The organism is Lentzea kristufekii, assembly GCF_033949925.1.
Taxonomy (GTDB): Bacteria; Actinomycetota; Actinomycetes; order Mycobacteriales; family Pseudonocardiaceae; genus Lentzea; species Lentzea kristufekii.
This window is the reverse complement of sequence record NZ_JAXAVV010000022.1, coordinates 107100-119511: the sequence shown is the minus strand read 5'-3', so window position 1 is coordinate 119511 and position 12412 is coordinate 107100. Positions and strand designations below refer to the sequence as shown.

Genomic DNA, 12412 nt, shown 5'->3' with positions numbered 1-12412 from the left:
GTCCCAAACGATGCCGTATCCCGCTGGTCAACGGAGCCGCGCGGTCACCTGGTCCACTGGCGGCAGCCTCGTCGGCGGCTCGTCGGTCACCCAGGCGTACTCGATCGCGGACAGCCGGCCGTCCGCGATCCACAGCAGGATCTCGCCGACCAGCTCACCTGATTCGTGCACCTGGGCGTCCACCGGCAGGACGCCGTCGGCGACGTCGGCGGCAGCGCCGCCCGTGCTGAGATCGAGACTCGGGGCGCCCTCGTACCAGGGCTTCAGGACGCGGACGTGGTCGAGCTGGGCGTGCAGGGCGGTGGCACCGGGGAAGTCCGCGGCGAGGATCCGCTCCAGCACGGCGCGTTCGGACGGGGCCAGCGGGCGCGGGCCTTCGAACGGCAGCAGCCGCAGGAGTTCGGCGGCCAGCGCGCGGAGCGAGGCCCACTGCGGTGCGACGGCCAGGGCGTCGACGTGCCAGACGGGACTCGGACCGCTCATGGCGTCGAGCAGGGCGTCGATGCGTTCGGTGAGCGCGGCGGCCTCGGCGTCGAGGCGCATCAGGTGGGGCCGGACGTCGTCGAACTCCAGCGCGAGCTCGTCCGCCGACGGCGCCGTGCCGATGGCCTCCAGATAGGCGCGTTGCGCTTCGGCGGGCATGGCGAGCCGGCGCACCGGGCCCACGAACGGCAAAGGCCGGTCTCCGGGCTGCATGGCTCCCCCTCAGTGCAGCACCGGCCCGAGGAACTCGGCCAGCTTGCGCACCACGTCCGGCGGCACCTCGTCGAGGTGTTCCGTCAGCTGCAAAAGTATGCGACCGCCACCGAGGTGCTCAACGGAAAAACACGGCGCCGTCCCGCAGACCTCTTGCACACCACCCAAAGCAGCGACCTGCCGCGGTCCCAGCAACGTGGCCCAGTGCGGGCCTCGCGCCATTTCCGCGGCCGTGAAAAGGGATTCGTCCAGGCCGACGCCGACGGCGACCTCGTGCGCGGTCCGCACGCCGACGCGGTCCAGCGTGATCCAGCCGCCGCTGGCCTGCACCAACGAGGCGCCCGACCGGAGGACGGACAGCCATTCCTGTTGCACCGCATGGGAAATCCAGCCGCCGAACAGCGATCGCGAGGCCGTGACCACGACCTGGTGCGGGAACGCGGGGTCGTCCTTCAGCAGGATCTCCGCGCACCAGCCGTGATCGACCAGGGGCACGCCCTGGGAGTCGAGCTGGACCAGCTGCACGCGCAGGAACGACGGCAGGTCGGCCAGGACGGCCGACCACGACGGAAAGGTGAAGTCACCCGAAGAGAGCAGCAGCCGGGCATATCCCGGCGGCCCCCAGGGCGTTGTGTCGGAGGGGTGGTAGTCGCGCGCCACCGACACGAGCTCCTCGACCGAGGCCGGGCACAGGGGTGCGAGCAGGTCGGTGAACAGGGCGCCGAACCACTTGGCCAGCGCGGGACGGTCGACGCCGGAGAACGTGTCCAGTTCAAGACGGACGACGTGTGGCGGCGACACAGGTCCGGGGAGTGTCAGATCTGTGCTCAAAGTGAGCGAACCTTATGGCCCGCCGGTACAAACCGTCAGGGGCCAGTCCCGTGAAAGATTGGCCCCTAACGGGCGAACGTCAACTTGCCTCTAGGGCCTGTGTCGAAGTCTGGTTCGATGAGAGTCGCGCTTGACCGGCTATCGCGGATCAGACTTCGACACAGGCCCTAACCGCGCGACTGGTAGTCGCGGAGCAGGCCGCGCGAGATGATCGTCTTCTGGATCTCCGACGTGCCCTCGCCGATCAGCAGGAACGGGGCCTCGCGCATCAGGCGCTCGATTTCGTATTCCTTGGAATAGCCGTATCCGCCGTGGATGCGGAACGACTCCTGCGTCACCTCGGCGCAGTACTCGGAGGCGATGAGCTTCGCCATGCCGGCCTCGACGTCGTTGCGCTGGCCCGAGTCCTTGAGGCGCGCGGCGTTGACCATCATCAGGTGCGCGGCCTCGACCTTGGTCGCCATCTCGGCGAGCTTGAACGCGATGGCCTGGTGCTCGACGATGGCCTTGCCGAACGTCTTGCGCTGCTGGGAGTACTCGATCGCGAGCTCGAAGGCGCGGATCGCGATGCCGCACGCGCGGGCGGCCACGTTCACGCGGCCCACCTCGACGCCGTCCATCATGTGGCGGAAGCCCTGGCCGGTGACGCCGCCCAGCACCTGGTCCGCGGCGATCTCGAAGCCGTCGAACACCATCTCGGTGGTGTCGACGCCCTTGTAGCCCATCTTGTCGATCTTGCCGGGGATGGTGAGGCCCGGCAGGACCTCGCCGTAGCCCTCGGGCTTCTCGACCAGGAACGTCGTGAGGTTCTGGTGCGGCTTCTCGGCGCCCTCGTCGGTCTTCACCAGCACGGCGGTGAGGTTCGACGTGCCACCGTTCGTCAGCCACATCTTCTGGCCGTTGATGGTGTAACCCGACTCGCCCTTGACCGCGCGGGTGCGGATCGCGGCGACGTCGGAGCCGAGTTCGGGCTCGGACATGGAGAACGACCCGCGCACCTCGCCCGCGGCCATGCGCGGCAGGTACTTCTCCTTCTGCTCGGGCGTCCCGTGCTGCTTGAGCATGTGCGCCACGATGAAGTGGGTGTTGATGACACCGGAGACGCTCATCCAGCCGCGCGCGATCTGCTCGACCACCAGCGCGTAGGTCAGCAGGGACTCGCCCAGGCCGCCGTACTCCTCCGGGATCGTCAGGCCGAAGAGGCCCATCTCCTTCATGCCCTCGACGATGTCGGTGGGGTACGTGTCGCCGTGCTCCAGCGTCTGGGCGTGCGGAATGATCTCCTTGTCCACGAACGTGCGGACGGTCGCGAGGATTTCTTCCTGAATGTCCGTGAGACCCGCGGTCTGGGCGAGGCGCGCCATCGCACTTCCCTTCCAACGCTTTGGTTACCGGCGAGTATGGACCGGTTAACGCCCGTTTGCGACCGGGGTGTGCTCTCCGCAACAACGCGGGCTCCCGCTGTACCGAAACAGCATCCCTGACAGGTGTATTCGCGCACCCGCACGCGACGAACCGCGCAGCCGGACCTTAAGATCCCCGCTCACACGTCTAGGGGGACTCGCGATGACCTACGACCCGTACAACCCGAAGCAGCCAGGTGATCCGTACGGCCAGCAGCCGCCTTACGGCCAGCCCGGTCAGTACGGCCAGCAGCCCATGTACGGCTACGGCTACCCGCCGCCCGCGCCCAAGCAGCAGACGAGCGCGATCCTGGCGCTGGTGCTGTCCCTCGTGGGGTTCGCGACCTGTGGCGCGACGGCGATCGTCGGCGTCATCTTCGGGCACATCGCGATGGGGAAGATCAAGCGGGGCGAGGAGGAAGGCCACGGGATGGCGCTCGCCGGCATCATCGTCGGCTACGTCGTCATCGTCGGCTACTTGCTGTTCGTCGCGATCTACGTCTTCGCGATCTTCGCGGCCGTCAACGGCGGCTATCGCTGAAACGGGAGAGCTCAGCCCGCGAGGGCGATCTCCAGGGTGCCGCCGCAGTGGCGGCAGACGTCGGCGAACACGTGGACGTCGGCAGCACATCCAGGGCAGCTGCGGAAGCTGCGCTCGAGCAGGTCGTCCTCGCGACGTTTGAAGAGCCGCAACCGTCTGCTCGTCTTGCCGTTACTCGAACGTGACATGCCCCAGAGCATGCCCCCACCCAGGGGCAAGATCGCAAACTTCGGTGACGGATTGTGCGCCACTTCACCCGTTTCGAATGCAACCTGTGACGGTCGAACACGTCCAGTGACATTCAGGGTGAAATAGCGCACAATCCGTAACGGAATCAGTCCTCCGGCGGCGTCCACACGTTCGCGCGGGACATGCCCGCCGCACGGCCCTTGCCGGAGATCACCAACGCCATCTTGCGCGAGGCCTCGTCGATCATCTCGTCGCCGAGCATCACCGCGCCGCGCTTGCCGCCCGCCTCGGACGTGTAGAACTCGTACGCGTCGAGGATGTTCTCGGCGTGGTCGTAGTCGTCCTGCTTCGGGCTGAAGACCTCGTTGGCCGCGTCGATCTGGCCGGGGTGCAGCACCCACTTGCCGTCGAAGCCCAGCGCCGCGGACCGACCGGCGACGCGCTTGTAGCCCTCGACGTCGCGAATCTGCAGGTAGGGGCCGTCGATGGCCTGCTTGTCGTGGGCCCGCGCGGCCATCAGGATCCGCATCAGGATGTAGTGGTAGGCGTCACCGACGTCGTAGCCGGGCGGCTGCTCACCGACGACCAGCGACTTCATGTTGATCGACGCCATGAAGTCCGCCGGGCCGAAGATGATCGTCTCGACGCGCGGGGACGCGGTGGCGATCGCGTTGACGTTGTTCAGGCCCAGGGCGTTCTCGATCTGCGCCTCGATGCCGATCTTGCCGACCTCGTAGCCCATCGTCTTCTCGATCTGCGTGATCAGGAAGTCGAGCGCGACGACCTGCTCGGGCGTCTGGACCTTCGGCAGCATGATGCAGTCGAGGTTCGCTCCGGCGCCTTCGACGACCTCGGTGACGTCGCGGTAGGTCCACTCCGTCGTCCAGTCGTTGACGCGCACGACACGGGCCTTGTCGCCCCAGCCGCCCTCGTTGAGCGACGCGACGATGGTCTTGCGGGCATCGGGCTTGGCCAGCGGGGCGCAGGCGTCTTCCAGATCCAGGAACACCTGGTCCGCCGGCAGCGTGCGCGCCTTGTCGATCATCTTCTGGCTCGAGCCGGGGACCGCCAGACACGAGCGACGGGGACGCTGCTGGTCGACCACTGGAGTACCTCCTTGTACCGGCCGGTAACTATGAGCGCCACAGTGGCACGCATCATCTCCGGGCGCATATTCGCTGAGTCCCGTTTCACAAAGCGAGTTCGCGTCGCGGCGAACTCGCCGCCGTCTGCGGAGCAGCGGCCATCCAACACTGGCAGGCTGAACCGGTGGAGATCACTCGAGTGCTTGACGCGGCGTTGCGCAAGGCGGCAGCCGTCTGGATCACCTCGCCCGGTCACGGTCCACGTCTCGTGCACGCGCACTGGCGTGCCGACTCGCTGTGGGTCATCACCGGCGGCACCGAGCAGGACGTGCCCGGTCTGGCCGATGGAGCGCAGGTCACCGTCACCGTCCGCTCCCCCAGCACGCACTCGCACCTCGTCGACGCCCAGGCCGTCGCGCACCTGACCGAGCCCGACGACGAGACGACGCAGGCGCTGAAGACAGCCCGGCTCAACACCAAGCCAGAATGGGAAGCGGTGTACCGGCTGGAGTTCAGCGCATGATCACCGTCCCGGACGGCTTCGGCGAGGGCCTCGGCGACGGCGCCGACGAATGGGTCGCGAAGCTGCCGAAACTCGCCACCAAGGCGTGCGCGCGCTGGCAGCTCACGCCGGACGGCGCACTGATGAACGGGTTCTGCGCCGTCGTGCTGCCGGTCCGCAGAGCCGACGGCCATCCCGCCGTGCTCAAGCTGAGCTGGGTCGACGACGAGACCGCGCACGAGCCGCTGGCGCTCGAGCTCTACAACGGCGACGGCGCCGTCCAGCTGCTCGACCACGACGAGGAGCTCGGCGCGTTGCTGCTGGAACGCCTCGACCAGCACTCGCTCGACGACGAGCCGATCGACCTGGCGGTCGGGGTGATCGGCGAGCTGCTGCGCCGCCACCGCGCGATCCAGGCCCCCGGTGAGATCCGGCGGTTCGCGAACACCCTCCGAAGCCATCCCGCGATCCCCGCGAAGCTGCTCGACGCCGCCCGCGAGGCCGGCACCCGGCCGATGGGCACGACGCTCGTCAACGAGGACCTGCACTACCAGAACGTGCTGCGCGGCGACCGCGAACCGTGGCTCGTGATCGACCCGAAGCCGCTGTCCGGTGATCCCGAGTACTGCATGATTCCGTTGCTGTGGAACAGGTTCGACGAACTGGACGGCCACCGGGGGCTCAACGACCGGTTCCTCGCGCTGTGCGACGCGGGCGAGCTGGACGTCGCGAAGGCGCGCGACTGGACGCTGCACCGGGCCGTCGCCAACTGGATCTGGTGTCTGGAAGAGGACATGGAGGACATCGCAGTGATCTGCGCCCACATCGCCGGGTGGGCGGCCCGCGCCTGATCTAGCCTGGTGATGTGGTGGCTGTGAACCGGGTTTTCATCGCTCAGCTGGCCGGACTTCCCGTCTTCGGCCCCGATGGTGAACCCATAGGCAAGGCCCGTGACGTCGTCATCAGCCTCCGCATCGACCGGCAACCGCCGCGCGTGCTCGGCATGGTCGTCGAACTGGTGACGCGGCGGCGGATCTTCGTGCCGATGCTGCGCGTCACCTCGATCGAGCCGAACGCCGTGACGCTCGCGACCGGATCGGTGAACCTGCGGCCGTTCCACCAGCGCGTCAACGAGGTGATGGTGATCGGCGAGCTGCTCGACGCCAAGATCACGGTCGAGGACGGCGCCACGGCCGTCGTCGTGGACGCCGCGATGGAGCTGACCCGCACCCGCGACTGGCGCATGGTCCGCGTCGCCGGCCGGGAGCGCACCGGCCGGTTCAGCCTCAAGGGCCCCGTGCAGGTGTGGCGGTGGGAGGACGTCACCGGCCTGAGCGTGAACGAGATCGCGGGCCAGCCCCAGGGCGCGCAGCAGCTCGTCGCGGTCTTCGAGGGCATGCGAGCGGCGGACGTGGCTCACTCACTGCACGAACTGCCGGCCAAGCGCCGCCACGAGGTCGCGGACGCGCTCGACGACGAACGGCTCGCGGACGTCATCGAGGAACTGTCCGAAGAGGACCAGAAGGACATCCTGTCGCACCTGGACGAGGAACGCGCCGCGGACATCCTGGAGGCGATGAACCCGGACGACGCGGCGGACCTGCTGAGCGAACTGTCCGAGGGCACCAAGGACCGCCTGCTGGAACTGATGGAACCCGAGGAGTCCGAACCGGTCCGGCGGCTGCTGGAGTACTCGTTCGACACGGCCGGTGGTCTGATGACACCCGAGCCGATCATCCTCACCCCGGACGCCACGATCGCGGAAGCGTTGGCACGAGTGCGAAATCCCGACCTCACGCCCGCGCTGGCGTCGATGGTCTTCGTCTGCCGCTCCCCCTCCGCGACACCGACCGGCCGCTACCTGGGCTGCGTGCACATCCAGCGGCTGCTGCGCGAACCACCGTTCGACCTCGTCGCCGGAGTGCTCGACACGGACCTGACGTACCTGTCGCCGAACGCCTCGCTGAGCGACGTTACGCGCTACTTCGCGACCTACAACCTGGTGTGCGCCCCGGTGCTGGACGAGACCGAGCACCTGCTCGGCGCCGTCACCGTGGACGACGTGCTGGACCACCTGCTGCCGGACAACTGGCGCGAGACGGGACTGAGCCATGCCTGAACTGCTGCCTCGGCGCAGACTCGACCAGCCGCGAGGGCCGCGGGGCTTCCGGTTCTCGATCGACCCGGACACCTTCGGCCAGTTGTCCGAACGACTCGCGCGCTTCCTCGGCACCGGCAAGTTCCTGTTCTGGCAGACGCTCATCGTGATCGCCTGGATCACGGTGAACCTCGTCGCCGTGTCCCTGCGGTGGGACCCGTACCCGTTCATCCTGCTGAACCTGGCGTTCTCGACGCAGGCCGCCTACGCCGCGCCGCTGATCCTGCTCGCGCAGAACCGGCAGGACGACCGGGACCGGGTGTCGCTGGAGGAGGACCGGACACGGGCCGCTCAGACGAAGGCGGACACCGAGTACCTGGCGCGGGAGCTGGCGGCGGTGCGGCTGGCCCTGGGTGAGGTGGCGACGCGTGACTTCATCCGGGGTGAGCTGGAGAAGCTGGTGAAGGAGCAGAACAACCTCAAGAAGGTCCGTCCTTGACCTTCCGGGACGTGGTCGCGCTGTGGCTGGTGAACGAGAAGACCGCTCACGACGTGGTGCTCGCCGCGTGTGACCTGCTGGTGGGCGACGTCGACAGCCATGCGGTCGGGCGGCTGGCCGCGTTGTCCCGCGGCGAGGCCGACATCGAGGTGCCGATCCTGCTCCCGGAGGCGTTGCGGGAACTCGGACTCGTCGCGCACGCCAGGGGTTCGGTCGCGGCGAAGGAGGAGGGCCTGCGGGCGATGGCGGTGCGCGTGGAGTCCGGCGACCTCACTCCTCGCGAGTTGGCCGCGTGGGCGCACCGGGTCTTCGGACACGAGCATGAGGGCGAACGTCTGTCAGAACTGGACGACGCCTACGACATCGGCGTCACGAGCGACACGGAAGTGGACGCCGAGGTGCTGGCGGAAGCGCGCCGGCTCACGGGCTGATCTGGCCGCTCGCGACCAGGTCGTCCAGGACCTCGTGGATCGCGGGAGCGGTCTCGGCGTGCTCGCGGTACTCGTCGCGGGTCACGTAGGTGAGTTCGGCGATCTCGCCCGCCGGCCGCGGTGTGCCTTGCAGGTCGGCCGTGAAGCAGGTCATGTCGACCATCGCGCCCTCCCCCTCGCCGTAGGCTGGAGCGACGTAGCGCTTGAGGACCTGGGGACGTCCGGCTTCGACGCCGAGCTCTTCGGAGACCTCGCGCCGCAGAGCCTCTTCGAGGGATTCGCCGGGCTCGATCTTGCCGCCGGGCAGGTAGAAGGCCTTCTTGTTGCGTGAGCGCACAACGAGGAGACGGCCAGCCTCGACGTGCACGAGTCCCACCACCGTGATCATGCGGTCACGGGAACACGTCGTCCGCGGCGAGGCGGTCGCACGTGCGGCCGAACGCTTCGAGCTCACCAGGGCCGAAGCTCTCCCCGAAGTGCTCGGCGACGCCGGCGAGGTGGGTTGCGGAGGCACTGCGGAGGCGTTCGGCGCCCAGCGGTGTGAGCACGGCCACGATGCCGCGTCCGTCACCGTCGGCGCGTTCCCGCCCGACGAGCCCAGCACGTTCCAAACGGTCCACCAGGCGGGTCACGCCAGACCGGGACAGCAGGACGGCATCGGCCAGTTCAGTCATGCGCATGCGCATGGAAGGCGTCTCGGCCAGTTGAACCAGCACGTCGTACGCCGCGAGCGATAGGCGCTGCTCAGCAATCAGTTCGGCCTCGAGGACCCTCGTGATCCGTGCATGCGCGCGGAGGAACGATCGCCACACCCCGAGCTCGACACGGGTGGGCAACCGGGAACTACCCGATTCCGGCACGGGCGTCGATGTTACGGACAGCGCCCTCTCCACTACGACCTGGCCCTGTACTGGAAAGTGACCGGCCGGTAGGACCGGCACGAACCGGACGTAGCATGGATCGGTGACCACCACACAGCCCCTCCCCACCATCGAGGACGTCCGCAAGGCGCTCGCCGGTGTGCAGGACCCCGAGATCCGCCGCCCGATCACCGAGATCGGCATGGTCAAGGACGTCGAGGTCGGCGCGGACGGTGTCGTCGTGGTCGGCATCTTCCTCACCGTCGCGGGCTGCCCGATGCGCGACAAGATCACCAAGGACGTCACCGCGGCCGTCACGGCTCTGGACGGTGTCTCGTCCGTGCGCGTCGACCTGGACGTGATGAGCGACGCCCAGCGCACCGAGCTCCGCAAAACGCTGCGCGGCGGCGCCGAGGAGCCGGTCATCCCGTTCGCCCAGCCGGGCTCGCTGACGCGCGTGTACTGCGTCGCGTCCGGCAAGGGCGGCGTCGGCAAGTCGTCCGTGACCGTGAACCTCGCCGTGGCGATGGCCGCGCGCGGGTTGTCGGTCGGCATCGTCGACGCGGACATCTACGGCCACTCGATCCCGCGCATGCTCGGCGTCGAAGGCCGCCCCACGCAGGTCGAGAAGATGATCATGCCGCCGCAGTCGCACGGCGTGAAGGTCATCTCGATCGGCATGTTCACGCCGGGCAACACCCCGGTCGTGTGGCGCGGGCCGATGCTGCACCGCGCGTTGCAGCAGTTCCTGGCCGACGTGTTCTGGGGCGACCTGGACGTGCTGCTGATCGACCTGCCGCCCGGCACCGGCGACATCGCGATCTCCGTCGCCCAGCTCGTGCCGAACGCCGAGATCCTCGTCGTGACGACACCGCAGCAGGCCGCCGCCGAGGTGGCCGAGCGCGCCGGGTCGATCGCCCTGCAGACCCGCCAGCGGGTGGCCGGGGTCATCGAGAACATGTCGTGGCTGGAGATGCCCGACGGTTCACGCATGGAGATCTTCGGAACCGGTGGCGGCGAGGCCGTCGCCGAGTCGCTGACCAAGGCCATCGGGTCCGATGTGCCGTTGCTCGGTCAGGTGCCGCTGGACCCGCGGTTGCGGGAGAACGGCGACTCCGGGACGCCGATCGTTCAGGCGGTGCCGGACTCGGCCGCTGCCAAGGTCCTGTCCGAGGTGGCGACGAAGCTCTCCGTCCGCTCCCGCGGCTTGGCCGGCCGCCTTCTGAACGTCTCCCCGGCTGGCCGCTGACCGCATTCGCCCGAACGCAAGCGGGGACCTCTCGACTCTCGAAAGGTCCCCGCTTGCGTTTCAGAACGAGCTCAGGTCGCGTCCGGGTCGTACGGCGGGCGCTCGCCCGGTGCGAGCGGGCGCTGTTCGGGCGTGGACGGGGTCGACGGTGTCGGGTAGCCGTTGGACTTCGTGGTGGGCTCGGGGTCCTCGAAGAGGTGCTTCGTGACCGCGCGCTTCGGGTCGAAGTTGCGCAGTTCGCGCAGGTCTTCGAGGGGCTTGCGGAGTGACTCGAACTCCGGGCCCATCTCCTGCTTCAGCTGTTCTCGCGCGCCGGTCGCGTACTCGCGGACCTGCCTCACCGTCTTGCCCAGCCAGGCCGCGGCCGAGGGCAGGCGTTCGGGGCCCAGGATGAAGAGACCCGCGATGACGATGATGAGGATCTCTACCCATCCGATGCTGTCGAACACGGGCCCCAGCCTACTTGTCAGTCGCTCTTGAGTGTCACGTCTAGTTTGAGCTCACGGCCCTGTCGTGCCAGCACGACCTGCACGGTTTCGCCGATCTCGTGCTCGCGGACCGCTACGACCAGTTCGGCCGCGTTGCGGACCATGCGGTTGCCCACCTTGGTGATGACGTCGCCCTCCTGGATGCCGGCGGCCGCCGCGGCACCTCCTGCGGGGACGTTCTGCACCTGGGCGCCTTCGGAGGTCTCGGCGGACACGGACTTCACGTTGATGTTCATGTCCGCGTGCTTGACCTGGCCGTTGCGGATCAGCTCCTGGCTGATCTTGCGGGCCTGGTTGCCGGAGATCGCGAAGCCGAGGCCGACGGAGCCGCCGGTCTCGGTGCGGATCGACGAGTTGATGCCGATCAGGGCGCCGCGCGAGTCGACCAGCGCGCCGCCCGAGTTGCCCGGGTTGATGGCGGCGTCGGTCTGGATCGCGTCGTAGGTGACCTGGGGGCCGCCGTTCTCGCCCGCTGCCGTGACCGGGCGGTGCAGCGCGGAGACGATGCCCTCGGTGACGGTGTTGGACAGCTGCAGCGGCGAGCCGATGGCGATGACGCTGTCGCCCACCTGGAGTTCGTCGGAGTTGCCGAACTGCAGGACGGTCGGGTTGGTGACCTCGACCTTGATGACGGCGAGGTCGGTCTTCGGGTCGCGGCCGACCACGCGGGCCTGGGCGCGGGTGCCGTCGGTGAAGACGGCGCTGAGCTTGGCCGAGGAGTCCTGCGCGGCCGGGGCGACGACGTGGTCGTTGGTCAGGATGTAGCCGCCGGCGTCGACGACGACGCCGGAGCCGACGCCCGCGACGTTCGCGCCCTTGAACTCGATCGAGACGACGCTGGGCGTCACGCGCTTGGCGATGTCCGAGATCGACCCCGCCGGGCGTTCCTTGCCCTCCGCCACCTCGGCCAGCGTGACCGTCGAGTCGGTCAGGGGGTTGCCCGCCCGGCCGATCAGCCAGCCGACGAGGCCACCGACGGCACCGAGCACGAGCGCGACCGTCAACAGCAGCGCCATGGCCGTCGGCTTCACGCGGCGGCCGAAGAGGAGTTCGGGAACGCTCAGCTGGGGGCCGGGCCCCGGCTTGCGCTCGGGTTCGCCCGGCGGGTCCTCACCGACGGCGGGCGGGCCGATCACGGCACCGGAGGCCGGGTCGCGCCACGGGTCACCGGCGGGCTTGTCGCCCCAGAACACCGGATCGATGTCCGGATCCGGGTCGGACGTGGGCTGTGGGGGCCGCTGCAACAGCTCCTGCGAGCCCTGGCGGCCGAACGCCGTCACGAGGGACTCGGGGGGCGGTGGCGCGGACTGGAGCTGGGACACGGGCACGTCACGCGAGGCGAAGGCCCCGCCGACACCGTCCGGGCGACCGAAAGCGGTGGCGTACGCGGGGTCGACCGGCGGCTGCACCAGGGGCCGTGGCCGGAGCCTGCGATGCGCTCCGTCGTCCACTCCGGAAACGGGTGTGGACGTCTGGCCGTTGGGCGACTGCTGGCTCATCTCTCCCCGAATTTTCCGCCGGGGTCTGCGTCGACGTCAGG

Annotated in this window: 16 protein-coding genes; 7 read left to right on the top strand and 9 right to left on the bottom strand. The window is 68.7% G+C overall.

Features of this window, described 5'->3' with window-relative positions:
* Positions 1–27: 27 nt before the first annotated feature.
* From SK571_RS35185 to SK571_RS35175, 3 genes are all read right to left on the bottom strand, one after another.
* Complete coding sequence (locus tag SK571_RS35185; protein WP_319988418.1) at positions 28–696, bottom strand: hypothetical protein; 669 nt, start codon at positions 694–696, stop codon at positions 28–30.
* 9 nt (positions 697–705) lie between these two features.
* The gene (locus SK571_RS35180) at positions 706–1527 is read right to left on the bottom strand and encodes a hypothetical protein (RefSeq protein ID WP_319988417.1); all 822 of its coding nucleotides are present in this window, start codon (positions 1525–1527) and stop codon (positions 706–708) included.
* A 167-nt stretch (positions 1528–1694) separates the two neighbouring features.
* Positions 1695–2891, bottom strand: coding sequence for an acyl-CoA dehydrogenase family protein (locus tag SK571_RS35175; RefSeq protein WP_319988416.1), 1197 nt, complete (start codon positions 2889–2891; stop codon positions 1695–1697).
* Positions 2892–3093: 202 nt separating this feature from the next.
* Here SK571_RS35175 and SK571_RS35170 point away from each other — a divergent pair, with 202 nt between their 5' ends.
* Positions 3094–3471: a DUF4190 domain-containing protein gene (locus SK571_RS35170; RefSeq protein WP_319988415.1), complete on the top strand. Its 378-nt coding sequence runs from the start codon at positions 3094–3096 to the stop codon at positions 3469–3471.
* 11 nt (positions 3472–3482) lie between these two features.
* Here SK571_RS35170 and SK571_RS35165 read toward each other — a convergent pair whose 3' ends face one another.
* Both SK571_RS35165 and SK571_RS35160 read right to left on the bottom strand, forming a co-directional pair.
* On the bottom strand, positions 3483–3659 hold the full coding sequence (locus SK571_RS35165) for a hypothetical protein (protein ID WP_319988414.1): 177 nt from the start codon (positions 3657–3659) through the stop codon (positions 3483–3485).
* 146 nt (positions 3660–3805) lie between these two features.
* The gene (locus SK571_RS35160) at positions 3806–4765 is read right to left on the bottom strand and encodes an HpcH/HpaI aldolase/citrate lyase family protein (protein WP_086663051.1); all 960 of its coding nucleotides are present in this window, start codon (positions 4763–4765) and stop codon (positions 3806–3808) included.
* A gap of 164 nt (positions 4766–4929) precedes the next feature.
* Between SK571_RS35160 and SK571_RS35155 the strand changes: the two genes are divergently transcribed.
* The 5 genes from SK571_RS35155 to SK571_RS35135 are packed head-to-tail and all read left to right on the top strand — an operon-like array spanning position 4930 to position 8275.
* Entirely contained in the window at positions 4930–5268 is a 339-nt protein-coding gene (locus SK571_RS35155) for a hypothetical protein (RefSeq protein ID WP_319988413.1), read from the top strand.
* Positions 5265–6098, top strand: a complete 834-nt coding sequence (locus SK571_RS35150) for an aminoglycoside phosphotransferase family protein (RefSeq protein WP_319988412.1) — start codon at positions 5265–5267, stop codon at positions 6096–6098. Before SK571_RS35155 ends, SK571_RS35150 begins: the two co-directional genes overlap by 4 nt.
* Positions 6099–6112: 14 nt before the next feature.
* Positions 6113–7366 carry a magnesium transporter MgtE N-terminal domain-containing protein gene (locus SK571_RS35145; protein WP_319988411.1) on the top strand — a complete coding sequence of 418 codons (1254 nt, stop codon included), beginning with the start codon at positions 6113–6115 and terminating at the stop codon, positions 7364–7366.
* The gene (locus SK571_RS35140; protein ID WP_266040910.1) at positions 7359–7844 is read left to right on the top strand and encodes a DUF1003 domain-containing protein; all 486 of its coding nucleotides are present in this window, start codon (positions 7359–7361) and stop codon (positions 7842–7844) included. Before SK571_RS35145 ends, SK571_RS35140 begins: the two co-directional genes overlap by 8 nt.
* On the top strand, positions 7841–8275 hold the full coding sequence (locus SK571_RS35135; RefSeq protein WP_319988410.1) for a hypothetical protein: 435 nt from the start codon (positions 7841–7843) through the stop codon (positions 8273–8275). Before SK571_RS35140 ends, SK571_RS35135 begins: the two co-directional genes overlap by 4 nt.
* On the opposite strand, the gene SK571_RS35130 is transcribed toward SK571_RS35135, so the two are convergent.
* On the bottom strand, positions 8265–8663 hold the full coding sequence (locus SK571_RS35130) for an NUDIX hydrolase (protein WP_319988409.1): 399 nt from the start codon (positions 8661–8663) through the stop codon (positions 8265–8267). The genes SK571_RS35135 and SK571_RS35130 overlap by 11 nt on opposite strands.
* A 4-nt stretch (positions 8664–8667) precedes the next feature.
* Positions 8668–9135, bottom strand: a complete 468-nt coding sequence (locus SK571_RS35125; RefSeq protein ID WP_089909775.1) for a MarR family winged helix-turn-helix transcriptional regulator — start codon at positions 9133–9135, stop codon at positions 8668–8670.
* 103 nt (positions 9136–9238) lie between these two features.
* On the opposite strand from SK571_RS35125, the gene SK571_RS35120 reads away from it, so the two are divergent.
* Entirely contained in the window at positions 9239–10384 is a 1146-nt protein-coding gene (locus SK571_RS35120; protein ID WP_319988408.1) for an Mrp/NBP35 family ATP-binding protein, read from the top strand.
* A 71-nt stretch (positions 10385–10455) separates the two neighbouring features.
* On the opposite strand, the gene tatB is transcribed toward SK571_RS35120, so the two are convergent.
* Both tatB and SK571_RS35110 read right to left on the bottom strand, forming a co-directional pair.
* Positions 10456–10833, bottom strand: coding sequence for a Sec-independent protein translocase protein TatB (tatB, locus tag SK571_RS35115; protein ID WP_319988407.1), 378 nt, complete (start codon positions 10831–10833; stop codon positions 10456–10458).
* A 17-nt stretch (positions 10834–10850) separates the two neighbouring features.
* Positions 10851–12371 (bottom strand): trypsin-like peptidase domain-containing protein, encoded by a 1521-nt coding sequence (locus tag SK571_RS35110; RefSeq protein WP_319988406.1) that lies wholly within the window; start codon positions 12369–12371, stop codon positions 10851–10853.
* Between the last annotated feature and the right edge of the window lie 41 nt (positions 12372–12412).